Raw genomic sequence first — 26330 nt, forward strand, 5'->3', positions numbered from 1 at the left:
GTAGGTTGAACCGGTGACTGGACGGTTCCCGATCGAAGACGTCTCCCCCGTCGTCTCCTGCGGTCGCTACCCGGCCAAGGCGGTGGTCGACGAGCCGGTGCCGGTGTCGGCGCGAGCCTACCGGGAGGGACACGACGCCCTCGGCTGCAACGTGGTCTGGCTCGGCCCCGACGGGCGGGCCCGCCCGTTCACCCGGATGCGGCCGGGCGAGCCGGGGCAGGACCGCTGGCACGCCACGATCCGCCCGGACGCGGTCGGCGACTGGTCGTTCACCGTCGAGGCGTTCTCCGACCCCTACCTGACCTGGCAGAACGCGGTGACCAAGAAGATCGCCGCAGGCCAGGGTCCGGAGGACCTCGCGAACGACCTCGCCGAGGGCGTCCGCGTACTGACCGCCGCGGTCGACCTGGTGCCGGACGCCGACCGGAAGCGGGTGGACACCGCCGTCACCGCGCTGCGGGACACGACGCTGCCGCTGCCCCGGCGGGTCGGCCCCGCGCTGGACCTGGCCGACCTGCTGTGGGACCACCCCGTGCGGGAGCTGGTCACCACCGGTGACGAGTACCGGATCTGGGTGGACCGTCCGCGCGCCCTCTTCTCCGCCTGGTACGAGTTCTTCCCCCGCTCGGAGGGCGCGATCCCGGCGACGGTGGACGCCCCGGCCCGCTCCGGCACCTTCGTCACCGCCATGGACCGCCTGCCCGGCGTCGCGGCGATGGGGTTCGACGTGCTCTACCTGCCGCCGATCCACCCGATCGGCCGGGTCAACCGCAAGGGCCCCAACAACTCGCTCACCGCCGGCCCCGACGACGTCGGCTCGCCGTGGGCGATCGGCGCCGCCGAGGGCGGCCACGACGCCATCCACCCCGACCTGGGTACGCCGGAGGACTTCCGCGAGTTCATCGCGGCCGCCGCCGAGCAGGGCCTGGAGGTGGCGATGGACCTGGCGTTGCAGTGCGCGCCGGATCATCCGTGGGTCACCGAGCACCCGGAGTGGTTCACCACCCGTCCCGACGGCAGCATCGCGTACGCGGAGAACCCGCCGAAGAAGTACCAGGACATCTACCCGCTGAACTTCGACAACGACCCCGAGGGCATCCGCGCCGAGGTGCTGCGGGTGGTCCTGCACTGGGTCGGCGAGGGCGTGAAGATCTTCCGGGTCGACAACCCGCACACCAAGCCGGTCGCCTTCTGGCACTGGCTGATCGCCGAGGTCAAGAAGGTCGACCCGGACGTGCTGTTCCTCGCCGAGGCGTTCACCCGGCCGGCGATGATGCACGGGCTGGGCAAGGTCGGCTTCACGCAGTCGTACACGTACTTCACCTGGCGGACCACGCCCGCGGAGATGCGCGCGTACTGCGAGGAGCTGGTGGCGGCGGCCGACTACATGCGACCGAACTTCTGGCCGAACACGCCGGACATCCTGCACGAGTCCCTGCAGCACGGTGGCCCGCCGATGTTCAAGATCCGGGCGGTGCTGGCCGCGCTGCTCGTCCCCTCCTGGGGCATGTACGCGGGCTTCGAGCTGTTCGAGCACGTGGCCCGCCCCGGTGCCGAGGAGTACCTGGACAACGAGAAGTACGAGCTGCGTCCCCGGGACTGGGCCGGCGCGCAGGCGCAGGGCCGCTCCCTGGCGCCGTTCATCGCCACCCTCAACCGGGTCCGCCGGGACAACCCCGCCCTGCACCAGCTGCGCAACCTGGTCTTCCACGACATCGACAACCCGGCGCTGCTCTGCTGGTCCAAGCACGACCCGGTCACCGGCAACACCGTGATCGTGGTCTGCTCGTTCGACTCGCGGACCGTCCAGTGGGGCAACACCACCCTGGACATGCCGGCGCTGGGATTCGACTGGCACGAACGGTTCACCGTGCACGACGAGCTGACCGGCACCTCCTACGACTGGGGACAGCGCAACGCGGTCCGGCTCGACCCGTATCTTCAACCGGCGCACGTGCTGACCGTGCGCCGACCGGTCCACCACACACCCGACGTGCCCGCCGCCGCGCAACCGGCCGAGCTGACCGTCTCCGACATTCCCGACGACCTGTCCGGCGGCACCGCCCCGACCGCTGCAACGAAGGACGACCCACGATGGACCAGCTGATCGCCGGCCGTACCCACGATCCGCACGCGGTGCTCGGGGCCCACCCGGCCGACGGACGCACCACCGTCCGGACGCTGCGGCGCGGGGCGCAGGACGTGGCCGTCCTGGTCGGCGGGGAGCGGCACCCGATGAAGCGGGTGCACGACGGGGGCGTGTTCGAGGCGACGGTCCCCGGCGAGGTGCTCGACTACCGGATCGAGGTCGACGGGCACCCGCACGACGACCCGTACCGCTACCCGCCCACCCTCGGCGAGCTGGACCTGCACCTGATCGGCGAGGGCCGGCACGAGCGGCTCTGGGACGCCCTCGGCGCCCGCGTCTTCGACGAGGGGGTCGCCTTCACCGTGTGGGCGCCGAACGCCCAGGGCGTCCGGGTGGTCGGCGACTTCACCGGCTGGTCGCCGGACGACGGCTGGCCGATGCGCTCGCTGGGCTCCAGCGGCGTCTGGGAGGTCTTCGTTCCCGGCGCGCAGGTCGGCGCCCGCTACAAGTACCGGATCCTCGGCGCCGACGGGCAGTGGCGGGACAAGGCCGACCCCCTGGCGGCGTACGCGGAGGTGCCGCCGGCCACCGCCTCGGTCGTCCACCACTCGACGTACGAGTGGAGCGACGCCGTGTGGCTGGAGCGGCGCGCCCAGCGGCGACCGCACCAGGAGCCGATGAGCGTGTACGAGGTGCACCTCGGCTCCTGGCGGCCCGGCCTGAGCTACCGGGAGCTGGCCGAGCAGCTGACCGCGTACGTGACCGAGCTGGGTTTCACGCACGTGGAGTTCCTGCCGGTGATGGAACACCCGTTCGGCGGGTCCTGGGGCTACCAGGTCACCGGCTACTTCGCGCCGACGTCCCGGTTCGGCGACCCGGACGACTTCCGGTACCTGGTGGACCGGCTGCACAGCGCCGGGATCGGGGTCATCCTCGACTGGGTTCCGGCGCACTTCCCCAAGGACGAGTGGGCCCTCGCGCGCTTCGACGGCACCCCCCTGTACGAGCACCCCGACCCGCGCCGCGGCGAGCACCCCGACTGGGGCACGTACGTCTTCGACTTCGGTCGCCGCGAGGTGCGCAACTTCCTCGTCGCCAACGCGCTGTACTGGTGCGAGGAGTTCCACGTCGACGGGCTGCGGGTCGACGCGGTCGCGTCGATGCTCTACCTGGACTACTCCCGCGAGGACGGTCAGTGGGCTCCCAACCAGTACGGCGGTCGGGAGAACCTGGAGGCCATCGCGTTGATGCAGGAGACGAACGCGACGGTCTACCGGCGGCACCCCGGCGTGGTGATGATCGCCGAGGAGTCCACCGCCTGGCCGGGCGTCACCCGCTCCACCGACGGCGGTGGGCTGGGCTTCGGGTTCAAGTGGAACATGGGCTGGATGCACGACACCCTGCTCTACACCGCGAAGGACCCGATCTACCGGCAGCACCACCACCACCAGCTCACCTTCTCCCTCGCGTACGCCTGGAGCGAGAACTACGTGCTGCCGATCAGCCACGACGAGGTGGTGCACGGCAAGGGCTCCCTCGCGGGGAAGATGCCCGGTGACACCTGGCAGCGGCTGGCGAACGTGCGGGCGCTGCTCGCGTACATGTGGGCACATCCGGGCAAGCAGCTGCTCTTCATGGGCTGCGAACTGGCCGACGACCGGGAGTGGAGCGAGGAGCGCGGGCTCGACTGGCACCTGCTGCACGACCCGGCGCGGGCCGGCGTGCAGCGCCTCGTCGGAGACCTGAACGCCGTCTACCGGGACACCCCGGCCCTGTGGTCGCAGGACACCGAGCCCGCCGGTTTCCGCTGGATCGCCGGGGACGACGTCGCCAACAACGCCGTCTCCTTCGTCCGGATCGCCCCGGACGGCGCGACGTTGGTCTGCGTGGCGAACTTCTCCGCCCTGCCGCTGGAGGACTACCGGGTCGGCCTGCCGGCCGGGGGCGCGTGGGCGGAGGTGCTGAACACCGACGCGCACCACTACGGCGGCTCCGGCGTGGGCAACATGGGCCGGGTGCACGCCGAGGACGTGCCGTGGCACGGCCTTCCGGCCTCGGCGGCGCTGCGGGTCCCCCCGCTCGGCGTCCTCTGGCTCCGCCCCGCCTAGCGGGTACGGCGGGTCTGCCCGCCAGACCGGGCTGGCCGACCATGATCCACTCGATGTCACTGAAATCGGGCTGAAAACCTCACCCGGACACGCCGATGTCAATGACGTCGAGTCGATCATGCGCCCGGAACGACATGACTTCAGCCCTGTCGGCCGGCTACCGGTCTCGACGGCCCCGTCGGCCGCGTCGGATGAGTAGCACGAACACGGTGAGACTCGTTATCGATATCGCCGCCAGGACAAGACCGCCCGCGCGGTCCTCGGGAGCACCGGTGATCATGGTTATCGCATTCACACCAGTGGCGACCGCCAAGATTGCCGGTATCGCCCGGCGGGCTCGGCGGTGGTGCCGACGATCGTGGCCGATCTCCGCCGCGCGTTCGGCTTCGCTTCGATGGGTCCCCAGCGAGAAGCGGCCGGGGTTGGCCATCACGAACATTGCCCCGAGCCACGCGATCCCGAAGGCAGCTACCAGCAATGCCTCCCGCACCGCACCGATATCCATCGTCAACCGGGGATCCCGGCGTGGCGACGCGGATGACGCCCTGCGTACACGAAGATCGTCTCTTCAGACCAGGCCCGCGTCCCGCAGCAGCTTCCACAGGCCGGCGCCGTCCGGGGCGGAGAGCCACTTCTGCCCCACCGGACCGGCCGACGAGCTGCCGGCGGGGGCGGGCAGGCTACCGGCGAGGACGGCCTGGGTGGGCGAGAGCCGTCGGATCGCCACCCCGGCCACGTTCTCCGGGTGGGCGGCGGCGAACTCCCGGTAGATCTCCTGGTCGTGCTGCCCGTCGTCGCCGACCAGCAGCCACTTGACTTCCGGGAACTCCTTGGCCAGCCGGGCCAGGGTGATCCGCTTGTGCTCCTTGCCGCTGCGGAACCAGCGGTCCTGGGTCGGGCCCCAGTCGGTCAGCAGCAGCGGCCCGGCCGGGTAGAGGTGCCGCGACAGGAAGCGGGTGAGCGTGGGGGCGACGTTCCACGCGCCGGTGGAGAGGTAGAAGACCGGGGCACCGGGGTGGGCGGTGACCAGCCGCTCGTACAGCACCGCCATGCCGGGCACCGCGTTCCGGGCGTGCTCGTCGAGGACGAACGTGTTCCACGCGGCGAGCAGCGGGCGGGGCAGCGCGGTGACCATCACCGTGTCGTCGATGTCGGAGAGGATGCCGAAACGCACCTCGGGGTCGAGGATGCGGACGGGCGCCTCGACCGGCTCGGCGTCCGGCACGCTGATCCGCACCGAACCCCAGCCGGGCGGCAGGTGGGCCTCGACGGTGACGTCGACGAAACCGCTGCGGTCCGCCTGCGTCTCGTGGGTCACCCCACCGGCCTCGATGGTCACCGTGACGTGCTTGGCGGGCAGGGTGGTGAAGCTGCGCCAGCCCCGGACCTTCTCCAGTCGGCCGCGCTGGCGGGTGTCCGGCCGTCCCAGCAGCACCCGGCACATCACGCGTACCCAGCCGGGCGCACCGTAGCCGGTGTAGGCGATGACGTTCATCCGCCACCCGGTCCGCCGCAGCCGGCGGGCCACGAGGTGGTGCACGGCGTCCTCGATCCGCGCGGCCCGGTGCAGGTTGGGGATGGCCAGCTGGCCAGCGGGAGTGGGTGGCACGGTGCAACCCTGCCACAAGCCGGCCGCCTCGGCCACGCGAGGCGAACCCGGGCAGGACCACCGGCACCCCCTTCGCGGCGAACCGCCCCGGTCCCCCGCGACCACGTGAAACACTCCGGTCGGGACGACGACGGGGGCGTTGGTCGTGTCGCAATCTGAGGAACGCGGGGGGCGGTGGCGTCCCGGGCTCGACCGGCCGGCGCTCGTCGCGCTGCTCCTGGGGGTCGCCGGGGTCGCGTACCGGCTGGTCCTGACCCTTGCCACGGTGCCGCCGTCGAACAGTGACGAGGCCACCTTCGGACTCATCGCGCTGCACATCGCCCAGGGGCGGGAGTTCCCGGTCTTCCTCTACGGGCAGCGCTACATGGGAGTGCTGGAGTCGTACCTGGCCGCGCCCGGAATCGCGATCGCCGGGCCGAGCTGGCCGGTGCTGCGGCTGCCGCTGCTGGCGTTGTACGCGCTGTTCCTCTGGCTGGTCCACCGGCTGACCCGGCGGATCGCCTCGCCGTGGTTCGCCACGTTCGTCGTCGGCCTGCTCGCGCTCGGGTCGGAACGGGTGGTCCGGGACCAGCTCACCGTGGTCGGGGGGCGGCCCGAGGTGAAGGTGGCGGTCCTGGCGATGCTCCTGGTGACGGTGGGGCTCGCCCGGGGAACGGTCCGCCACCGCCGGCTGGCCGTCGGGGCGTTCGGCCTGCTCGCCGGGCTGGCCGTGTGGTCGGACTGGCTGATCCTGCCGTACCTGGGGGTGGCCGGCCTGGTGCTGCTGTGGGTGGCGCGGCGGGAACTGCTGGGCTGGCCGGGCCTGCTGCTGGTGGTCGGGTTCGCCGTCGGTGTCGCCCCGATGATCCGCGGCAACCTGGTCGCCCCGCCCGGGGAGGACTCGCTGTCGGTGTTCCGGGAGATCAGCACCCGGGCCGGGTCGATGCCGACGTGGTCGGAGCGGGTGCGCGGCGCGCTGCTGGAGGGGGTGCCGCTGGCCCACAATCTCTGCCCGATCGACGGGTGCGCCCCCTGGGCGCGGTGGTTCGGGCTGCTCTACCCCGTGCTGCTGGTGATCGCCGCGGTGGTGGCGGTGGTCGCGTACGCACGGGCCGCCGGTCCGGGACGGGCCCGGCGGGTCGCTCCGGTCGTGCACCTCGCGCTGGTCGTCGGCGCGGCGGCGACCCTGCTGTCGTACGCGCGCAGCCCGTCGGCGGCCACCGACCCGCTGGGCAACGCGCGGTACCTGTCGTTGCTCCAGCTCTCCCTGCCGGCGGTGCTGTGGCCGGTGTGGCTGGCCGCGGTGGCCTGCTGGCGGGGCACGGTCGGTGTGCTCGGCCGGCTGGCCGGCGCGGTCGCCACGGCCGGCCTGGCCGCCCTGGCGGCCGCCACGCTGGTGGTGACCGTGCTGTTCGCCACCACCGGCACGCAGGAGGGCCGGGACGAGGAGCGGGGGGCCCGGGAGCTGGCCGACGCGGTCCGCGCCGGCGGGCCCCGGGAGGTGTACGGGGACTACTGGACCTGCAACCGGTTGATCTTCAACACCGGCGAGGACGTGGTCTGCGGGGTCCTCGACGGCGGGTTCACGCCCGGGCAGAACCGCTACTCGGCGTACTGGCGGCAGGTTGCGCGGGCCACCCGGCCGGGCTACGTGGTGGAGTCCGGTTCGGTGCTGGAGCGGAAGCTGCGGCGGCTGCTCGGTGACCGGGCCGACGCGGCGCTGGTCATCGAGGTCGGCGGGTATCGCGTGTACCACCCGGAGCAGCCGGTCCGGCCGTGGCGGTAGGGCCGGGCCGTACGCTGGCCGCAGCCGGCGTGCGCCGGGCCGACCGAGGAGTCCACCGATGCTCATCCTGCTGCCGCCCTCCGAGGGCAAGGCCGACGCCGGCACCGGCCGGCGGCTGGACCTGGCCCGGCTCTCGTCGCCGGAGCTGACGCCGGCCCGGGAGGAGGTGCTGGCGGCGCTGGTCGCACTGAGCACCTCGGCGGACGAGGAGGCGGCACTGGCCGCGCTGGGGCTCAGCCCCGGCCAGCGGGGGGAGCTGCGGCGCAACGCCCGGCTGCGGGAGGCGGCGACCGCACCGGCGGAACGCCTCTACACCGGGGTCCTGTACGAGGCGCTCGACCTCGGCTCGCTGCCCGCCCCCGCGCTGCGGGCCGCCCGCCGGTCGGTGCTGATCAGCTCCGGCCTGTGGGGCGCGGTACGCCTCACCGACCGGATCCCGCCGTACCGCTGCCCGGTCGGGGGGAAACTGCCGTCAGTGGGTGCGCTGTCGACGTGGTGGCGGACGGCGCTGGACCCGGCGATGACCGCCGCGGCGGGTACCGGGCCGGTGCTGGACCTGCGCTCCGGCGCGTACGCGGCCACCTGGACGCCGCGCGGCCCGGTGGCCGCCCGTACGGTGACCGTGCGGGTGCTGCACGAGCGCGACGTCGACGGTGTGCCCGTCCGGTCGGTGGTGAGCCACTTCAACAAGGCCACCAAGGGCCGGCTGGTACGTGACCTGCTGCTCGCCGGCGCCCGCCCGCGTACCGCCGATGCTCTGGTGGCCGCCCTGCGGGACCTGAAGTACCGGGTCGAGGAGCAGCCGGGGCCGGACGGCCGGCCACGCCAGGTCGACGTGGTCGTGTCCGAGCTGTAGGCCGCACCGCAAGATTTCCTCAAGGCTCGCCCGGATCGGTTTCGTCGGCGCGGCGCAGCCGCCACGGTAGGGGAACCACGAGCCGACGAGGAGCCCGAGGTGTCCCCCGAACCGATCCTGCTCGACCGGTCCCGGCCGCCGGTGACCCCGCCGCCGCTGGACTGGCTGACCCTGGCCGACGCGTTCGAGTCGGCCTGCCTGCTGCGCTGCATGGCGCCGCCGGCCGGCTCGAACCCCCGGCGGCCCGCTCCGGTGCACCCGCCGATGACGGTGGAGTTCAACCGGGAGGAGGCGGCGCAGCGGATGCGGCAGCTGCTGGACCGGCTGGGCGTACCCGTCCGCCACGAGATGGCCGTGGGCGGGCTGCGCCGCCGCTACGAACTGCACCGGATCTCCGTGCCGGCCGTGCACCGCACCGCGTACGCGCAGGTGGTGGAGGCCGGCTGGCGGCAGGGCCGCCGCGAGCTGCTGGGCGGACCGGTGCCCGGGGCGTCGACCGCGCGCCGGGTGTGGCGGCCCCGGCTCGCCGCGGCGGCGTGGCGTGCCGCGCTGCTGGGCGGCGGCCGGCACGTCCGGCGACACATCCTCGGCGTCCGGCTCACCGACCGGGAACTCGCCGCCGTGCTGGTGCGCGGCGCGGCCCTGCTGGACGTACCGGCGCTGCTGCGCCCGGGCACCGGGTGCTTCGTGGTCAGCGTGGCGCACGGCCGGGACCGGGAGCAGATCCTGGAGGCCACCGCCCTCGCACCGGCACCGGACCGGTAGGGCGGGGTTGCGTCGGGCGGCCCGGTCGGCGCACAGTGCAGCGCGTGAGCCGTACCGCCTCCGCCCGCATCCGGCCGCCGGCCGCCCCCACGGTGTTGCTGGCGCTGCTCCTGGTCGCGGTCCTGCCCGGCGCCGCCGGCTGCCGGGAGACCGACGAGGAGCCGGTGCGGATCCGGATCGCCACCGGCAGCCCCACCGCCGTCTACCACGCGTTCGGGCGGTCGCTGGCCGCGATCCTCAACCGGGAGCTGCCGAACGTCGAGGCCAGCGTCGTGGTGACCGCCGCGTCGGCGGAGAACGTCCGGCTGGTCGGCTCGGGTGCCGCCGAACTCGGGTTCACGCAGGCCGACGTGCTCCCGGCGGCCGGTGCGACGGACCCGGCGGTCGTGGCGGTGGCCCGCGTGTACGACGACCTGCTGCACCTGGTCACCACGGCTGGGGGTCCGGTGCGGAGCCTGGCCGACCTGCGGGGACGGCGGGTGTCGGTGGGCGCGTCCGGCTCCGGTACGGAGATCACCGCCTCCCGGCTGCTGGACGCGGCTCGGCTCGGCGACGACGACGTACGCCGGCAACACCTCAACCTGGACGACTCGGTCGCCGCCCTGCGAGCCGGCCGGGTCGACGCCTTCTTCTTCTCCGGCGGCCTGCCCGTGCGGGCCGTCGAGGAGCTGGCCCGGGACCTTCCCGTCCGGATGGTCGACCTCGGTGACTGGACCGAGCCGCTGCGCGCCCGCAACCCGGAGGTCTACGTGTCGCGGGACATCCCCCGCTCGGTGTACGGGGTCGACCCGGTCACCACGGTGGCGAACCCGAACTTCCTCGTCGTCCGCGCCGACCTGCCGGAGGCGCTGATCCGGGAGGTGACCCGGTTGCTCATGGAACGCCGGGCGGAGCTGGCCGCCGCGCACCCGGCGGCGGGGCGGATGAGTCCCCGCTCGGCCATCGCGACCGCGCCGCTGCCCCTGCATCCGGGCGCCGCCGCCTGGTACCGCGCCGCGAAACCGTGAAAGGAAGGGCCCCCTCTTAACGCCTCGCGTAGAGGAAGGGCCCCTTCTTAACGCCGATCGGGGAACCAGACGCCGGCGACGAGGCCGCGCGGCGCGTTCGGGCGCATGGTGAGCCGGCCGCCGGAGGCGTCCACCAGCACCGCCACGATGGTCAACCCCAGGCCGGCGCCGTCGACGTTCTGCACCTCCGGCGCCCGCCAGAACCGCTCCGTCGCCTGCCCGAGCTGGCTCGCCGTCATCCCGGGGCCGGTGTCGCGTACCTCCAGGGTGGTCCCGCCGTCGTCGGGCCGCACCTCGACGGTCACCTCTCCCCCGGCACCGCTGAACTTCACCGCGTTGTCGATCAGCGCGTCCAGCGCCTGGTCGATCGCGGTGGGCACCGTCTGCGCGTACGCCGGGAAGGCGACCGTGGTGAGGCGCAGCGCGACCGACCGGTGCCGGGCGAGCGGCTGCCACGCCGCGACCCGGCTGGCGGCGACGGCGGTCGCGTCCACGGTCACCCGCTGGTTCTCCCGGCGTTCGGCGCGCGCCAGGGTGAGCAGCGCGTCCAGCACCAGGGCCAGCCGGTCGGTCTCCTCCAGCGCCAGCCGGTGCTCGGCACGGCCGTCGGGGTCGCTGAGGCTCGGCCCCAGCTCCTCCACCCGCAGCCGCAGCGCGGTCAGCGGGTTGCGCAGCTGGTGGCTGGCGTGCGCGACGAAGGCCCGCTGCCGGTCCATCACGTCCGACACCGCGTCGGCCATGTGGTTGAAGCTCGCCGCCAGGCGGCGCAGCTCCGGTGGGCCCAGCCGGTGCTGCACCCGGGCGCTCCGGTGGCCCTCGGCGATCTCGTGGGTGACCGCGTCCAGCTCGGTGACCGGGCGCAGCACCCACCCGGCCAGCCCGAACGCGGTGAGTACGCAGGCCAGCACAGCGAGCAGGCCCATCCCGGTCAGCAGCAGCCACCAGGCCGTGACGGTACGCCGGACCGGGCCGGCCGGGGTGGCGGTGACCACCGCGCCGAGCACCTCGCCGCCGTCGTTGATCGGCACCGCCACCACGATCGGACCGTCCACCCACGGCCAGACCGACTCCGGCCCGCTGGCCTGCTGACCGGACAGCGCCACGTCCAGCGCCTCCCGGGTGCCGGGGGCGGTCCGCCAGTTCGCCGAGGCGACCACGGTGCGGCGGTCCCGGTCCACCACCGCCGCGCCGATGCCGTACAGCTCGTCGTAGCTGCTCAGCTCGTTGTCGAGCGGCCCGGGGGTGCCACCTCGCAGGGCCGGCCCGGCGAGGGACGCGAACCGCGTCGCGTCGGCGAGCCGGTCCGCGCGCACCCGGTCGGTCTCCCGGCTGGCCAGGGTCGCCGCCAGCGGGGTCTCCAGGGCGATGAGGACGAGCACCATCAGCAGGAGGTAGCTGATCACCAGGCGACGTCGCACCGGGACCTCACGCGCCGCGCAGCCGGTAGCCGACCCCGCGGACGGTCTCCACCAGGCTCGGGTCGCCGAGCTTGCCGCGCAGCGAGCCCACGTGCACCTCGACGGTGTGCCGGTCGGCCCAGGTGGTGCCCCAGGCGTCCAGCAGGATCCGGTCGCGCGGCACCGCCACCCCCGGCTGCCGGGCCAGCGAGAGCAGGATGTCGAACTCCTTGCGGGTCAGCGGCACGGCACGGCCGTCCACGGTCACCGCCCGGGCGGACACGTCGATGCGTACCGGACCGGCCTCGATCACGTGCCGCTCGGGGACGGTGTGCGCCGCGCGGCGCAGGACCGCCTCGATCCGTGCCTGCAACTCGACCATCGAGAACGGCTTCACCACGTAGTCGTCCGCGCCGAGGCGCAGGCCCAGCACGCGGTCCCGCTCCTCGCCCCGGGCGGTCACCGCGATGATGCCGAGCTGCGTGCTGCGGCGGCGCAGTTCCCGGCACACGTCGGTGCCGTCGCCGTCGGGCAGGGTCAGGTCGAGCAGCACCAGGTCGCAGGGTGCGGCCGACAGGGCGGCGGCGACGGTGGCCGCGTGTTCCACCTCGTACCCGCGCCGGGTCAGCGCCGAGGACAGGGCCGCGGCGACCCGGAGGTCGTCCTCGACCAGCAGGATCCGCACCCGGTGCCCTCCGTTCCTCGCCCAGCCGACCTGGGCATGGTGGCAGATGTCCGCCCACGACGGGAGGGCCGGCCTGGCTATCCTGCCGTAGTGATCTACAAGCTGCTGGCGACGACCGAGTGGGACGACGCGCTGGCCGCCGGGCACTTCACCGGCACCGCCATGGACCACCAGGACGGTTTCATCCACCTGTCCGGCCCGGAACAGGTGGTCGAGACGGCCCGACGGGTCTTCACCGGCGTGGCCGGGCTGACGCTGCTGACGGTCGACGAGGAGCGGCTGGGCCCGGAGCTGCGCTGGGAACCGTCCCGCCACGACCAGCTCTTCCCGCACCTGTACGGCCCGTTGCCCGTGTCGGCCGTCGTCGACGCGCGGGCTCTGCCGGCCGACGTGCCCACCGCCGACGCCGTCGCGGCGCTGCTGACCTGACGTACGGTCGCCGGGCCCGACGACCTCGCTCCGTCCCGCGGCGGATGCCGGCGTTCCCGCCGGTCGGGTAGGGTCACGCCTCGTGTCCGCTGACCCCGCTGCCTCGACGAAGCCCCTCGGCGAACCGGCCTCCGCCGCACACTCGCACGATCCGGCGGCAGGCTGGTCGTCCCCGGCCGCGGCAACGGCCGACGGGCCGCCGACGGATGCGGGCAGCCGCCGGCGGTTGCCGGCCGCGGCACCGGCGCTCCTCGCGTACGTCCTGTTGCGGGCGGCCGGGCTGATCGTCCTGTGGATCTTCTCCCACCGGGCGGGCGCCGACTTCTGGTCGCTGCTGCACAGCCGCTACGACTCCCTGTGGTACGCGCAGATCGCCGATCAGGGGTACGACCAGAGCCTGGACAACGTCGGCCCGGACGGCAAGCCACGGTTGCCGAACCTGCCCTTCTTCCCGCTCTACCCCGGCCTCACGGCGGGGGTCGCCGCCGTCACCCCGTTCTCCATCCCGGTCGCCGCCCTGGTCGTGTCGTGGGTCGCCGGTATCGCCGCCGCGTGGGGCATCTACGCCGTCGGCGTCCAGCTCGCCTCCCGGCGCGTCGGCCTGCTCCTGGTCGCGCTCTGGGCAGTGCTGCCCCACGCGGTGGTGCAGAACATGGCGTACACCGAGACCCTGTTCACCGCGCTGGTGGCGTGGACCCTGTACGCGCTGCTGCGCCGGAGGTGGCTCACGGCCGGGGTGCTCTGCCTGGTCGCCGGCTTCAGCCGCCCGACGGCGAGTGCGCTGATCGCCGCGGTCGGCGTCGCCGCGCTCGTCGCGGTGGCACGCCGGCAGGACGGCTGGCGACCGTGGGTCGCGGGGCTGCTCGCTCCCCTGGGTTACCTCGGCTATCTGGCGTGGATCGGCCAGCGGCTGGGACGGGTCGACGCCTACTTCCACATCCAGAGCACCACCTGGAAGATCGGGTTCGACGGCGGCGTGGACACCTTCGCCACATTCCGACAGGTCCTGACCAAGGCGGTGCCGCTGTCGTTCTACACGTCGACGCTGCTGATGGCGCTCGCCGCCGTACTGGTCGTGCTGCTCGTCCTCGACCGTTACCCGCTGCCCGTGGTGGTCTACTCCCTGACGTTCCTCGTCCTGACCGTGGGTACCGAGGAGTACTACTGGGCGAAGGGCCGCTACCTGGTGCCCGCCTTCACGCTGCTGCTGCCGGTGGCCCTCGCGCTGGGCAAGGCGCGGCTGCGTACCCGGATCCTCGTCCTCGGGCTGCTCGCCCTGATCTCCGCCTGGTACGGCACCTACCTCAGCCTGATCTGGACGTACTCGCCGTAGCCGCCGCGGCGGTGCGCGGCCGGCGGCTGGTTATGCTACGCCGGGCCACGGCCCGCGGCCTTCGGACCGGCCTCCACCCGGCGCGACGCCGCGCCCCGAGACGATGCGAGCGGACAGACATGACTGACACCAACGACCGGCCGACGGTCTTCGTCCACCCCAGCGCCGACGTGGAGTCCGGCGCCCAGGTCGGGGACGGCACGAAGGTCTGGCACCTGGCCCACATCCGGTCCACCGCCCAGGTGGGCGCGGGCTGCGTCATCGGGCGAAACGTCTACGTCGACGCCGGGGTGACCGTCGGTGACCTCGTCAAGATCCAGAACAACGTCTCCGTCTACCAGGGCGTGACCATCGAGGACGAGGTCTTCGTCGGCCCGTGCGCGGTCTTCACCAACGACTTCCGCCCCCGCGCGCAGAACCCGGACTGGACCATCACCCCGACGCTGATCCGGCGCGGGGCGTCCATCGGCGCCAACGCCACCCTGGTCTGCGGCATCGAGGTCGGCGAGTACGCGATGATCGCCGCCGGCTCGGTCGTGACGAAGGACGTGCAGCCGTACCAGTTGGTCGCCGGCAACCCGGCCCGCCCGAGGGGCTGGGTGGACGCCAAGGGCGAGGTCGTCTCCCGGGACGTGGAGAACCGGCCCGCCGGCCTCGACCAGGGCTGAGCCCCACCGACGCGGAACGGGTCCCGACCGGAAGGTCGGGACCCGTCGTGCTTCCGCAGGCGGCGGTCAGCCGCCGATGACCACCCGGCGGACGTCCGCCCAGCGCGCCGGGTCGGTGCCCCGACGGCCGTCGACCAGCACCCGCACCGTCGGCAGGTCGGCGGCGGCCAGCGTGCGGTACTCGGTGTGGTCGGCCTGGATCACGGCCGCGGTGACCGGCTGGCCGTCGTACGGCGGCAGGCCGTGCGCGGTCAACTCCTCGGCGGTGTACATCGGGTCGGACACGTACGGCTTGGCGCCCCGTGCGCGCAGCGCCTCCACGGTCGGGAAGACACCGGAGAACGCGGTCTCCTTCACCCCGCCCCGGTACGCGGCGCCGAGCACCAGCACCTCGACGTCGGTGAGGTCGCCGTACGCGGCGGCGAGCAGGTCGACGGCGTACTGCGGCATCGCGGCGTTGGCCTCGCGGGCGGAGCGGACCACGGTCGCGGCCGGGTCGTTCCACAGGTACATCCGCGGGTAGATCGGGATGCAGTGACCGCCGACGGCGATGCCCGGCGAGTGGATGTGGCTGTACGGCTGGCTGTTGCAGGCCTCGATGACCTTGAGCACGTCGATGCCGACGGTGTCGGCGAAGCGGGCGAACTGGTTCGCCAGGCCGATGTTGACGTCGCGGTACGTGGTCTCGGCGAGCTTCGCCATCTCGGAGGCCTCGGCGGAGCCCAGGTCCCACACGCCGTTCGGCCGGGCCAGGTCGGACCGCTCGTCGAAGTCGAGCACCGCCCGGTAGAACTCCACGCCGTGCGCGGCGGAGGCCTCGTCGATGCCACCGACCAGCTTCGGGTAGCGCCGCAGGTCGGCGAAGACCCGGCCGGTGAGCACCCGCTCGGGGCTGAAGACCAGGTGGAAGTCCCGGCCGGCGGTGAGGCCGGAGCCCTCCTGGAGCATCGGCGCCCACCGGTTGCGGGTGGTGCCGACCGGCAGGGTGGTCTCGTAGCTGACCAGGGTGCCCGGCTTGAGGCCACGGGCGATGGCCCGGGTGGCGTCGTCCATCCAGCCGAAGTCCGGCACGCCCTCGGCGTCGACGAACAGCGGCACGACCACCACGACGGCCTCGGACTCGGCGACCGCGGCCGCGGTGTCCGTGGTGGCCGACAGCAGGCCGGCGGCGACGGCCTCCTTGAGCTTCACGTCCAGGTCGGTCTCGCCCGGAAACGGCACCGCGCCGTCGTTGACGAGGCTGACGACCCGCTCGGAGACGTCGGCACCGATGACGCGGTGCCCCTTGGACGCGAACTGCACGGCGAGCGGCAGCCCGATCTTCCCGAGGGCGACGACGCAGATGTTCATGACTACTACTTTCCTCCTAGTGGAAGCCCGCGCCGCAGGCGGGCCACGAGCCGGCGCGGCGTCACAGGTGCCACGGCGATGACGAGCTGACCCTTGTGGTTGGTGGTGGTGGTGAGAATGTGCAGGCGGACGCCCCGGCGCACCACGGTCCGCTGCGGGACCGGCCGCCGCGCCCCGCGCAGCGCCGCGACGCCGGTGGTGCCGAACGCCTCGACCCGGGCCTGGACGGTACGCAGCTCGCCACCGGGCGCGGTGTCCGCCACCAGACGGTCCAACGGTATGCGGGCCCGGACGGTCGTGCCCGTGGCGTCGGCGACCACCGAGACGGTGGCGCCGACCACGTCTCCGGCGACCAGGGCCACCGCACCGGTCAGCTCCGCCAGGTCGGGGCGGGGGCTGCGGGCGGTCACCAGGAGCGCGCGGCTGCCCTCGAAGGCCGCCGACACGGTGTCCAGCCGGGCGACCCAGTCGGCGGCGCCAGCGGTGATGTCGTACCAGGCGTCGGGGATGCCGAGCTGCGGATCGCGGAACCCGGGGTAGCCGGCGTACCAGCGGTCGCCGTCCACCACCGCCGGGGGAATGCCCAGCTCGGCGTCCTGCCGGATCACCGCGAGCAGGTGGTCGACGTCGCCGTACCGGGCGGCGGCCAGCCGGATCCGCGCCTCCACCGGGAGCTGGTCGCGGATGCGGTCGGTCAGGTACGCCTCGGCCAGCGCGCGCACGCCCGCGGCGACGTCGGACTGGACGTCCCGTTCCAGGCCCAGGAAGTCGTTCTCCAGGAGCTTGGCGATCTCCCAGGTGAAGTGCCGCAGCAGCACGGCGTCGCGCCGGGGACCGGGCTCGATCAGGCCGGCGACGAAGGCGACGATCTCCTCGGCACAGCGCAGCCGCTCCCGGTGCCGGCTCTTGTAGGTGATGTTGCGGGCGTTGAGCCGGCGCACCGCGTAGTAGTAGTCGTAGTCGGCGAGCACCGAGATCCGGCGGGCGCGTACGCACGCCTCGATCGTGAACGGCTGGTCGCTGCCGACCGGCATGTCCTCCGGGTAGCGCAGCCCGTACTTCTCGATCAGGTCCCGCCGGAACAGCTTGGTGTTCGACAAGGACCACGGCAGCGCCGAGTCGAAGAGGTCCACCTCGGCCGCGTTCTCCGCGTAGATCGCCTGGTGGATGTAGCGGCTGTTCACCCCGACGAGTCTGCCGAGGACCACGTCGGAGTCCCACCGGTCGGCGGCGTCGACGAGCCGCTCCAGCGCCTCGGGACCCAGGTAGTCGTCGGAGCCGATGAAGAAGACGTACCGGCCGGTGGCGTGCTCCAGCGCCCGGTTGCTCGGCCCGGCCGGGCCGCCCGAGTTCGGCTGGTGCAGCACCTTGACCGTGCCCGGGTACATCCGGGCGAACCGGTCCAGCTCCCGACCACTGCCGTCGGTCGAGCCGTCGTCGACCGCGACGACCTGCAGCCGGTCCCGGCCGATCGTCTGCTCCACCAGCGACGTCAGGCACCGCGTCAGGTACGGCATGGTGTTGTAGACGGCGGTGACGACGGTGACGTCGGGAACGGTCACGTGCCGACCTCGAGCGCGGGTCGCGGGTCGTCCGACGCCGACCGCGCTGCGGCGTCGGCCGGCGCGGGGTCCGCCGCGGGGCCGGGCAGCAGCCGGCGGTACACGCCGTCGAGCACCTCGGCCTGCGCCTCCCAGGTCCAGCTCCGCAGCAGACCGGGTCGGTCGTACGCGGCCCGGTAACGCCCCGGGTCGGCCAGCACCGCGCGCACCGCGCGCAGGTAGTCGTCGACGTCCTCGGCGCGGAACACCTCGCCCTGACCGGTGTCCCGGACGGTGCCGGCCATCGTCTTCACGTCGCTGACCACCAGCGGCAGCCGCGCGTGCGAGTACTCGAAGAACTTGGTGATCAGCGCGATCTCGTGGTTGGGCCAGTGGTGGATCGGGATCACCCCGGCGTCGGCCGCGGCGAGGAACGGCACCACCTGCCAGTGCGCCACGTACGGCAGCGCGTGCACCCGGTCGGCGACGCCGAGCTTCCGGGCCCGGGCGAGCACGCCGGAGACGTAGGGCCCCTCCGGCTTGTTCACCACGAGCGCCACGTGCACCCCGGGCAGCTGCGGCAACGCGTCGACCATGACGTCCAGGCCGCGCTGCCTCGCCGCCGCCCCGCTGTAGACCAGCAACGGCACGTCCGGGCCGATCCCGCAGAGGGCACGCAGGTCCGGCGCGGGGGCGTCGGGGTCGAGATCCTCGGTGAGCGCCGCCGGGGCGTTGAGCACCACGTCGGGCATGGTGGCCAGGTGGTGCTCCCGTCGCAGCAGCTCGGCGAGGCCGTCGGAGACGGTCATCACGGCGTCGGCGTACGGGGCGTACTCCCGCTCGTGGGCACGGTGCGCGGGCAGCCAGCGCGCGTTGTCCTGCCAGGGCTTCAGCCCGGGTAGGAACTCGTGGGCGTCCCAGACCACCTTGATCTCGCGCCCCTGGGCCGCGGCGCGGATCTTGGCGCGGGCGGCGACGCCGAGCATCCGGAAGTCGTTGGCGTGGATCAGGTCGGGTCGCAGCTCGTCGACGACCGGCCCGTAGGCCAGTTCGTAGTCCCACAGCCCCGGCTCCAGCCGCCGCCACGCGCCATCGCCCTTGACGGTCTGCCAGAAGCGCGTGTACGCCCGGTCCCACGGATTGCGGAACCGCCGGCGGGTGCGGGCCTGGGTGAGCATCCAGTACCGCCCGGACACCCATGTCCGGGTCAGCTTCGCGGCGACCTGCTCGGCCCGGAGCAGGCGCTTGCGCAGCCCCAGTCGAGGGGTTCCCGGACCGGTGGCGGCCAACTGCGCGGCCCGCACCGCCAGGTCGGCCTGCCATGCCTTGACGGTCTGCTGCCGGTGGGCGGCGATCCCGTTGGGCGGGTACGCCAGGGGCCAGCGCAGCCAGGCCCGGCGGAACTCGTGGCGGCGACGGGCCAGCGGCGCGGGCATCGCCAGCAGCCGCACCTCCGCGGCGCCGAGCCGCCACGACTGCGCGACCCCGCCGGGCGAGCGGCCCAGCAGGACGACGTCCCAACCGGCGTCGGCGGCCGACCGGGCGGTCTTCTGCACCCGCGAGTCGCCGTTCACACCGTTGTCGACCAGCATGACAACCCGGCCGCGAGCGCCTGGGTGCGCAGCAGCGTCGTCGAATGCCATCTGCCCGTCTCCGCCTCTCTGCGGACTCCGATACACCTCGGGGCGGCCCGTAGCGGACCGGCGCACGCCGGAAGCCTCGCCACGGGCCTCCGCGAGTCTACGGTAGGCCACCGGGTGCCGGCCCCGGCCTCGTCGCCGCCCCACCCGACGCAGGTCAGAGCCCGATTCTCAGAAGAAGTTGTGGTAGAAGCCCTGGATCAGGACGGCCTGACCGACCGACAGCAGGACCAGGACGGCGACCACGGCGCCGCGGGCCCAGGGACGCCGAAAGCCGGCGGTCCACCGGTCGACCACCAGGCCGGCCGTGGCGGCGACGAGCGGGTAGAGGAACGCCCAGGTCCGCTCGACCTCCCCGGGTCGCAGCTTGGTCAGCTCGGACGGCAGCGCCGCCCACAGGACCATGAACAGGACGAGCACGGTGACGAGCACCGGCCGGCGGGCCCCGGGCACCTTCCGGAACAGGCCCACGACACCGAGCGCGGCCAGCGGCAGGCCCGCGTACATCAGCCAGGCCGCCGGGCTCCCCACCATCCAGTACGTGGTCGAGTAGCCCGAGACCCGGGGCGAGACCAGGTACGAGGCGAAGACGTTCATACCGAGCACCAGCCAGGCCAGCGCCAGGACGGCGACACCGCCGCCGGCGGCGGCGGCCAGCAACCGCCCGCCGGTGCGCCACCCGCACTGCACCAGCACCGCCACCACCGCGGCGATGACGACGAAGGAGGTGGCGAACGTCATCAGGGTGCCCACACCCAGTACGGCGCCGGCGGCGGCGGCGATCGGCGCCGACCGACGGTGCACGGCGAGCATGAACAGCGCCACGCTCAGGGCCATCGGGACCGCGAAGATCGTGTCCAGGTTGCTGTACGCGAGCATCAGCGGCCCCGGGGAGGCGGCGAACAGCACCGCGCCGATCCGGCCCGCCCGCTCGCCGCCCAGCGTACGGCCGATCAGCCAGGTGGCGACCGCCGCGGTGAAGGCGATGAGAGCGATGGTGACCGCGATCCACAGCTTCTGCGCCGAGCCGAAGATCTTGAACAGCAGGAAGAGGAAGACGAAGACCCCGGCGGGGTGGGTGCGCGAGTTGTACGAGTGGAACCGCTCGCTCAGTTCGGGGTGCCGCTCGACGAAGCCGCGCAGCCTGTACTCGTAGACGAAGTGCAGGTCGGACGTGTAGTAGGGCGCGTTGCGGTGGGTGGAGATGCCGCGGGTCAGGTCCTCGGGATCGCCCCGCACCAGGGCGACCGCGGTGGCGGTCGCCAGTCCGGCCAGCACCACCAGCAGCAGCGCGGCGGCGGCGGGCAGGCGACGCCACGAGCTGACCATCCAGCCCAGGCCGGCGAGCAGCACCCCCGCCGGGATCACCCAGAGCGCCAGGGCGTCCCAGAGCGGGATGAACACGCCGTAGATCGGCCGCCGCGCGAAGTAGCCCCAGCCGAGCGGGGCAAGCGTCTGGCTCCACCACCAGAAACCCCAGAGGGCGGCCCCGACCGCCACCATCGCCAGCCACGGCCACCAGCGCCAGCGCGGTGCGGGGGCGGCCTGCGCGACGGGACGGTCCGCCACCGCCGTGCCACCGTCCCCTGACGCGCCGCCGGGCGCGTCGCGGTCGCTCGCTTCACCCATGTCCTCAACCCCACGTTCTACCCGCTGATGGCGGCGCCGCTGCGCCACCGGTCGTCCCGGGTGACGACTGTAGGGGATCGCGCCGGGCCGCAGGGGACGTCGATCACTCCCCGTCGATGGCCGGCGAGGGCCGGGGCCCCGGCGCGTCTCCCTGACCGGCGCGGCCGCGCCGGTCGAGCGCCGCGTCCAGCGCCGCGAGCAGCAGGACGAGAAGACCGATCCGGAGGTAGAGCGACTCCTGGATGCCGAACCGCGCGAACTCACCAGCCGACAGCATCAGACCGGCCAGCGTGCTGACCAGGCTGCCCACAACGGCCACCGCACCCGCCACCAGCAGGACCCGTCGTCGGCGCACCGCCCCGGTGGCCCAGCCGGCGAGCACGGCGAGCACGGCGGTGACGGCGACCAGCGGCAGGACGAGCCGCTCGGGAGGGAAGTACGCCGCCTGCACACCCGCCGGCAGGAGCGCCGCCGGGCGGCCGTAGGTGCCCAGGCTGCGGCTGCCCAGCGCGACGGCGAACTTCTCCTCCATCGTGCGGGCGAAGTGCCGGGGGTCCGCCACGGCGTACCGGTAGCCCACCGTCATCTTGTTCTCGTCCGCCCACGCCCGCAGGTCCGGGCAGGCCCGGTACGCGTGCCCCACCCGCCGGACGTTCCACGACGTGCTGTCGGTCACCTTCTCCAGCGGGCGACACCCCGGCATGCCGAGTTCCTCGTGGTAGACCTCCCGCATGCGTCGGTCGTCCATCACGTCGATCATCAGCCGGTAGAGGAAGGTCTCCTCGGTCTGCGAGTGGCCCGAGGCGCTCCACCTGGCGAAGGTCCGGTCGGTGGGGCCGGCGATCGCCGCGGCCCAGGCCAGTCCGACGCCGAGCACAAGCACGACGGCCACCGCCGCGCGGCGGTGCGGCCGGCTGCGCCAGGCCAGCACGAGCACCGCGACCAGGACGAGACCGACGAAGAGCAGCATGTCCTGCCGGGTGAAGATCCACCAGAAGGCCGTTGCCGTCATGGCGGCGGCGGCGACGCGGGACCGGGTGCGCCACCAGATCCCTCCCAGACCGACGGTGAGCAGCCCCAGGTTGATCGAGAGTGACTCGGAGATCATGGTGTGGTCCCACACGTAGGCCGGTGGCGTCAGTGCCAGCCCGAACAGGACCACCGCGGCCAGCACCCGGGCCACCGGGCTACGCAGCGTGATCCAGAGTGCGACGACCAGGGCGGTCCACCCGAGCATGCCGACGAGGGCCTGGAGCAGCGCCCGGCCCTCGTCCGCCCCGACCAGCGAGTAGAGCAGCGGTGCGCCCCACAGGCGGGGCGCCTGGCCGGTGAAGGACAGCGTCACCGTGGGATCCGGCCCGTCCGTCAGGCCCAGGTACGAGCGGGAGTCGTAGGTACGGAAGGGCTCCACCCTGAGCGCCACGCTCGACCGCGCGACGACGTACGCGACGACCAGACCGACCAGGACGAGGTCCAGCCGGTGGGCTACCGGTGACCATCGTCGGTCACCGACGGAGGGGAATTCCGGTGCACCTGGATCGGCGACGACCGGGGGTTCAGCGGCCACGGCAACTCTCGTAGGGGTGAGGACGGGTCACACCGTCCGGTGAATGTCGCGGCGATGTTAGCCTAGGCCGCCGTCGGCGCGGCGAGGCGGACAACTCGCCCGTTCCGCCGCAGAATCGGACCGGCGCCGATGGCAGCCGGGCGATCCGGTGAGCTGGGGGTGCGGCGCGCAGGCGCCGACCGCGGACAAGGTATCGGAGGAACGTCGCAGATGAAGGTCGTCAGCATCGTCGGGGCCCGGCCGCAGCTGGTCAAACTCGCACCGATCGCGGCGGCGTTCGCCGCTACCGAGCACGAGCACGTCATCGTGCACACCGGCCAGCACTACGATGCCGACCTCTCCGACGTCTTCTTCTCCGGCCTCGGCATCCCGGACCCGGACGTCCACCTCGGTATCGGCTCCGGCAGCCACGGGGTGCAGACCGGCCGGACGCTGGCCGCGATGGACCCGGTGCTGGAGGAGCACCGGCCGGACTGGGTCCTCGTCTACGGGGACACCAACTCCACCCTCGCCGGCGCGCTGTCCGCCGTGAAGCAGCACCTGCCGGTCGCTCACCTCGAGGCCGGGCTGCGCTCGTTCAACCGGCGGATGCCGGAGGAGCACAACCGCGTCCTCACCGACCACTGCGCCGATCTGCTGCTCGCGCCGACCGGGGAGGCGATGCGGCACCTCGCCGCCGAGGGGCTGGCCGACCGGTCGGTGCTGGTCGGCGACGTGATGGTCGACGTCTGCCTGCGGGTCCGGGACGCCGTGCTGACCGGCCGCAACCCCCGGCCGGAACTGCCGGAGGGCATCGACCCCGACGCGCCGTACCTGCTGGCCACCCTCCACCGGGCCGAGAACACCGACGACCCGCAGCGGCTTGCCTCACTGGTGGCCGCGCTGGCCGACCTGCCGGTGCCGGTCGCCCTGCTGGCCCACCCCCGGCTGCTCGCCCGCGCCAACGAGCAGGGGCTGAAGCTGACCGGCGGGTCGCTGCACGTCGGCCGCCCGCTGCCGTACGGCGCGCTGGTCGCGGCCGTCCTCGGATCGGCCGGCGTGATCACCGACTCCGGCGGGTTGCAGAAGGAGGCGTACCTGCTGGACCGGCCGTGCACCACACTGCGGCCGGAGACCGAGTGGGTGGAGACCCTGCACGACGGCTGGAACGTGCTCGCGCCGAACCCGGCCGCGCTGGGCCGGGCCGACTGGGTCGCCACCGCGACCCGGCCCGCGCCGGCCGCCCCGCGCCAGGAGCCGTTCGGCGACGGGCGGGCCGCCGAGCAGGTCGTCCGGGTCCTCGCCGAGCGGGCCCGCTAGACCGGTACGAGGACGGGGGTGACGGCCGTGGCCGTCACCCCCGTCGTCGTACGCCCCGGGTTGCCCCGATCAGTTGGCCGCGGGAAGGGCGGGCACGTCCAGGCTGGTGGTCGCGATCGCCTTCGGAAACCGCTTGGCGAGCTTCCAGCCGAGCGTGACCGTCAGCACGTCCGAGGCGATGATGACGTCCACGTCGTCGATGCCGAGCGCCGGCAGGCGCCGCTCGAAGAGGCGGGAGAGCACCAGCGGGCGGATGGCGGCGTAGCTCTTCATGAAGATCCGGCGGTGGAACGCGCCGGCGGCCCTCTGGTGTCCCTTGACCAGTGGCCGCACCGGCCGCTCCCCGGTCAGCTTTCCCAGCCCGGTCAGCACCGCGGCCGGTCCGCGGAAGACGGCGGCCCGCTCGGCGCGCATGACCACGTGCCGACGCTCCGCGCCGTCGAGGGAGTGGATCCACAGGTTCGGTCGGCCGGCCAGCCCCTGCCAGCCCGCGTCGTCCATGACCAGGAGGTCGACCCGGGCGCCCTGGTCGAGCAGGCGCGTCGCCAGTTCGATGACCCGATCGTGCGGTGCGAGGTTGAAGGAGAGCAGGAGCACCCTCGGCTGCCGCCCCGCCGTCGCCGTCGCCGTCTCGCTGTTCTCGCGTACCGTCGTCACGATGCCTCCGCCCCAGTCGCGATGGTCCGCTTGACCATGGCCCGCAGCCGCGCCTCCAGGGGCGCGGTCACCGCCTCCCGCGTGAACGCCGCGGCATGCGCCTGCGCCTCCGCCCGTACCTGCGGGGTCATGTCCCGGGCCGCCTTGCCGGCGGCGATCATCGAGTTGGCGATCTCGTCCACGTCGAGGCTGTTCGGGTTGAACCACAGGGGATAGCCGGCCAGCACGTCCTGCGCCGCGATTCCCGGCGCGTGCACCGAGACGATCGGCCGACCGCTGGCCATGTACTCGAAGATCTTGCCGGACGTGACGTACCGCGCTCCGCCGGCCAGGAAGACCAGCACGTCGCTGTCCTGGTAGACCTGCCCGACGTCGGTCTTCGAGACCGCGCCGCGGTACGAGATGCCGGTGTCCGTTCCCGGTTCCCCGGCGGGATCGGCCAGTCCCAGCCGCTTCATCAGCTCGGACTGGCTCTGCTTGAAGTAACCCAGGTGACCGTGGATATGCAGTTGCGCGCCGGCCAGATCGGGGTGGCGCCGCGCGCGCTCGAAGGCGTCGGCCAACTGCTCCACCGGCTGGGTGTTGTTGACGGTGCCCAGGAAGCTGAACCGCAGCGGCCGCGTCGGGTCGGTCGACGCCGCCTCCACCGGCTCGCCCTGACCGAACAGGTCCGGATCCCAGCCGTTCGGGACGACCATCATCCGGTCGGCGCTGTTCGGGTACCGCTCCGCGTACCAGGCGCGCAACGGGTTGTTGACGAAGATGGACGCCGACGCGTCACGCAGGATCCGGTGCTCCCACTTCCAGGCCAGGTGGCCGTCGGGGTACGCCGGCTTCTCCTCGAACATGTTCAGCGTCCACGCGTCGCGGTAGTCCACCGCGAACGGCACGCCGGTCAGGCGGTGGATCATCCACGCGGCGGCGAACGAGGCGAACGGATTGCCGGTCGCGAGCACCACGTCGAACCGCCGGCGGGTGTGCATCGCCAGCGCCCTGCGCACCGACGCCGCGGCCCAGGAGAGGTAGTGCTCGGGGAAGATCTTCGACAGCCCCAGCCGGTAGGCCTTGCCCGCCATGACCGGCGACAGACCACGGAACCGACTGAACCGGCGCAGGTCACGCTCCCAGGCGAACTGGCTCAGCGGGGGACGCTCAACCCGGATGCGGGGGTCGACGGTCTCCGCCAGCCGCTCGTCGACCGACCCGATCACCTCGTGGAGGAAGCTGATCGGCGACGCGAAGGCGGTCACGTCCCAGCCCTGCTGCGCGAGGTAGTTGGCGGTGGCTCGCGCCCGGTAGACGCCACTCGCCCGGGAGGGCGGGAAGTAGAACGACAGGTACAGGATGCGTGGGCGACGCGGTTCCCGCGTCCGGTTCATGAGTTGTCCCCCTGAGCGGCGTTCGACATCGAACCAGCGTAGTCGTAGCTGAAGCAGACCCTCGGTGCCGAACCGCGGCGCGCACCGCCGGTGAGACGCTCCGCGTACGGCATCGCCACCGGGTCGGTCACCACCACGAGATCAACCGCGGGCCCGCGCCGCACCAGCGCGTCGACCATGCGCGGGCGGGCGTCACCCCGCACCTTCCCCCGGGTACGCAGGAAGAGCCGGTGCGCACGGGCGGCGACGCGACGCTCGTACGACTTCTCGGCGCGGCGGGCGACACCGCGCAGCGGGCCGCGGCCGATCGTCCGCAGCACCTTCCTCGGCGCGCGGAAGAGCACCGCCTGCTCGATCCGAAGCGCCGGCAGGCGCTGCTCGATCTCGGCCAGCTCGACGACCCGCACACCCGTGTGCCACTGGTCACGGCTCCACTGGGCGGCCCGGTCGGTCACCACCGTCGCCCGGTGTCCTTCGGCGACGACCTGGGCCGACTCGTCGACCACGGCACGCCGGCGGGTACCCCCGATGGCCAGGAACAGGACGTGCATCTCACT

Annotated in this window: 22 protein-coding genes; 10 read left to right on the top strand and 12 right to left on the bottom strand. The window is 73.1% G+C overall.

Going from position 1 to position 26330, the window contains the following annotated elements; translation table 11 throughout:
* Nucleotides 1–13: 13 nt before the first annotated feature.
* Together ACIBR0_RS20785 and glgB are read left to right on the top strand one after the other, a co-directional pair.
* A complete protein-coding gene (locus ACIBR0_RS20785; RefSeq protein WP_396717951.1) occupies nt 14–2107 on the top strand; it encodes a maltotransferase domain-containing protein in 2094 nt (697 codons plus the stop codon).
* Nucleotides 2095–4197 carry a 1,4-alpha-glucan branching protein GlgB gene (glgB, locus tag ACIBR0_RS20790; RefSeq protein ID WP_396717954.1) on the top strand — a complete coding sequence of 701 codons (2103 nt, stop codon included), beginning with the start codon at nt 2095–2097 and terminating at the stop codon, nt 4195–4197. The genes ACIBR0_RS20785 and glgB overlap by 13 nt, the downstream gene beginning before the upstream one ends.
* A 157-nt stretch (nt 4198–4354) precedes the next feature.
* On the opposite strand, the gene ACIBR0_RS20795 is transcribed toward glgB, so the two are convergent.
* The gene (locus ACIBR0_RS20795) at nt 4355–4708 is read right to left on the bottom strand and encodes a hypothetical protein (protein ID WP_396717957.1); all 354 of its coding nucleotides are present in this window, start codon (nt 4706–4708) and stop codon (nt 4355–4357) included.
* Between the two features lie 57 nt (nt 4709–4765).
* A complete protein-coding gene (locus tag ACIBR0_RS20800; protein WP_396717960.1) occupies nt 4766–5806 on the bottom strand; it encodes an App1 family protein in 1041 nt (346 codons plus the stop codon).
* Nucleotides 5807–5951: 145 nt separating this feature from the next.
* On the opposite strand from ACIBR0_RS20800, the gene ACIBR0_RS20805 reads away from it, so the two are divergent.
* The 4 genes from ACIBR0_RS20805 to ACIBR0_RS20820 all read left to right on the top strand — a co-directional run bounded on the left by ACIBR0_RS20805 (nt 5952) and on the right by ACIBR0_RS20820 (nt 10199).
* Nucleotides 5952–7571 (top strand): ArnT family glycosyltransferase, encoded by a 1620-nt coding sequence (locus ACIBR0_RS20805; RefSeq protein WP_396717962.1) that lies wholly within the window; start codon nt 5952–5954, stop codon nt 7569–7571.
* Between the two features lie 58 nt (nt 7572–7629).
* The gene (gene yaaA / locus ACIBR0_RS20810; protein ID WP_396717965.1) at nt 7630–8427 is read left to right on the top strand and encodes a peroxide stress protein YaaA; all 798 of its coding nucleotides are present in this window, start codon (nt 7630–7632) and stop codon (nt 8425–8427) included.
* A 99-nt stretch (nt 8428–8526) separates the two neighbouring features.
* Entirely contained in the window at nt 8527–9192 is a 666-nt protein-coding gene (locus ACIBR0_RS20815) for a hypothetical protein (RefSeq protein ID WP_396717968.1), read from the top strand.
* Nucleotides 9193–9227: 35 nt separating this feature from the next.
* The gene (locus ACIBR0_RS20820; protein WP_396717970.1) at nt 9228–10199 is read left to right on the top strand and encodes a TAXI family TRAP transporter solute-binding subunit; all 972 of its coding nucleotides are present in this window, start codon (nt 9228–9230) and stop codon (nt 10197–10199) included.
* A gap of 47 nt (nt 10200–10246) precedes the next feature.
* Here ACIBR0_RS20820 and ACIBR0_RS20825 read toward each other — a convergent pair whose 3' ends face one another.
* Both ACIBR0_RS20825 and ACIBR0_RS20830 read right to left on the bottom strand, forming a co-directional pair.
* Entirely contained in the window at nt 10247–11617 is a 1371-nt protein-coding gene (locus ACIBR0_RS20825; protein WP_396717972.1) for an ATP-binding protein, read from the bottom strand.
* Between the two features lie 7 nt (nt 11618–11624).
* Nucleotides 11625–12281, bottom strand: a complete 657-nt coding sequence (locus ACIBR0_RS20830; RefSeq protein ID WP_396717974.1) for a response regulator transcription factor — start codon at nt 12279–12281, stop codon at nt 11625–11627.
* A gap of 90 nt (nt 12282–12371) precedes the next feature.
* Between ACIBR0_RS20830 and ACIBR0_RS20835 the strand changes: the two genes are divergently transcribed.
* From ACIBR0_RS20835 to ACIBR0_RS20845, 3 genes are all read left to right on the top strand, one after another.
* Nucleotides 12372–12710, top strand: a complete 339-nt coding sequence (locus ACIBR0_RS20835) for a DUF952 domain-containing protein (protein ID WP_396717977.1) — start codon at nt 12372–12374, stop codon at nt 12708–12710.
* 82 nt (nt 12711–12792) lie between these two features.
* Nucleotides 12793–14043, top strand: a complete 1251-nt coding sequence (locus ACIBR0_RS20840; RefSeq protein WP_396717980.1) for a hypothetical protein — start codon at nt 12793–12795, stop codon at nt 14041–14043.
* 119 nt (nt 14044–14162) lie between these two features.
* Entirely contained in the window at nt 14163–14711 is a 549-nt protein-coding gene (locus tag ACIBR0_RS20845; protein ID WP_396717982.1) for an acyltransferase, read from the top strand.
* 66 nt (nt 14712–14777) lie between these two features.
* On the opposite strand, the gene ACIBR0_RS20850 is transcribed toward ACIBR0_RS20845, so the two are convergent.
* From ACIBR0_RS20850 to ACIBR0_RS20870, 5 genes are all read right to left on the bottom strand, one after another.
* On the bottom strand, nt 14778–16061 hold the full coding sequence (locus ACIBR0_RS20850) for a nucleotide sugar dehydrogenase (RefSeq protein ID WP_396717984.1): 1284 nt from the start codon (nt 16059–16061) through the stop codon (nt 14778–14780).
* Nucleotides 16062–16066: 5 nt separating this feature from the next.
* Nucleotides 16067–17623, bottom strand: a complete 1557-nt coding sequence (locus tag ACIBR0_RS20855) for a glycosyltransferase family 2 protein (protein WP_396717987.1) — start codon at nt 17621–17623, stop codon at nt 16067–16069.
* Entirely contained in the window at nt 17620–19194 is a 1575-nt protein-coding gene (locus ACIBR0_RS20860) for a glycosyltransferase family 4 protein (protein WP_396718062.1), read from the bottom strand. Before ACIBR0_RS20860 ends, ACIBR0_RS20855 begins: the two co-directional genes overlap by 4 nt.
* A 219-nt stretch (nt 19195–19413) precedes the next feature.
* Nucleotides 19414–20871, bottom strand: a complete 1458-nt coding sequence (locus ACIBR0_RS20865) for a glycosyltransferase family 39 protein (RefSeq protein WP_396717989.1) — start codon at nt 20869–20871, stop codon at nt 19414–19416.
* A gap of 103 nt (nt 20872–20974) precedes the next feature.
* Entirely contained in the window at nt 20975–22438 is a 1464-nt protein-coding gene (locus tag ACIBR0_RS20870; RefSeq protein ID WP_396717992.1) for a hypothetical protein, read from the bottom strand.
* A gap of 210 nt (nt 22439–22648) precedes the next feature.
* On the opposite strand from ACIBR0_RS20870, the gene wecB reads away from it, so the two are divergent.
* Nucleotides 22649–23737 (top strand): non-hydrolyzing UDP-N-acetylglucosamine 2-epimerase, encoded by a 1089-nt coding sequence (wecB, locus tag ACIBR0_RS20875; protein WP_396717995.1) that lies wholly within the window; start codon nt 22649–22651, stop codon nt 23735–23737.
* 69 nt (nt 23738–23806) lie between these two features.
* On the opposite strand, the gene ACIBR0_RS20880 is transcribed toward wecB, so the two are convergent.
* From ACIBR0_RS20880 to ACIBR0_RS20890, 3 genes are read right to left on the bottom strand one after another with little or no spacing between them, the layout of a single operon-like run.
* On the bottom strand, nt 23807–24394 hold the full coding sequence (locus ACIBR0_RS20880; RefSeq protein WP_396717997.1) for a hypothetical protein: 588 nt from the start codon (nt 24392–24394) through the stop codon (nt 23807–23809).
* Nucleotides 24391–25773, bottom strand: a complete 1383-nt coding sequence (locus ACIBR0_RS20885) for a glycosyltransferase (protein WP_396718000.1) — start codon at nt 25771–25773, stop codon at nt 24391–24393. Before ACIBR0_RS20885 ends, ACIBR0_RS20880 begins: the two co-directional genes overlap by 4 nt.
* Nucleotides 25770–26324 (bottom strand): hypothetical protein, encoded by a 555-nt coding sequence (locus tag ACIBR0_RS20890; protein WP_396718002.1) that lies wholly within the window; start codon nt 26322–26324, stop codon nt 25770–25772. The genes ACIBR0_RS20885 and ACIBR0_RS20890 overlap by 4 nt, the downstream gene beginning before the upstream one ends.
* Nucleotides 26325–26330 lie beyond the last annotated feature (6 nt).

Origin of the sequence: Micromonospora sp. NPDC049497 (genome assembly GCF_044465805.1) — a bacterium.
Taxonomy (GTDB): Bacteria; Actinomycetota; Actinomycetes; order Mycobacteriales; family Micromonosporaceae; genus Micromonospora.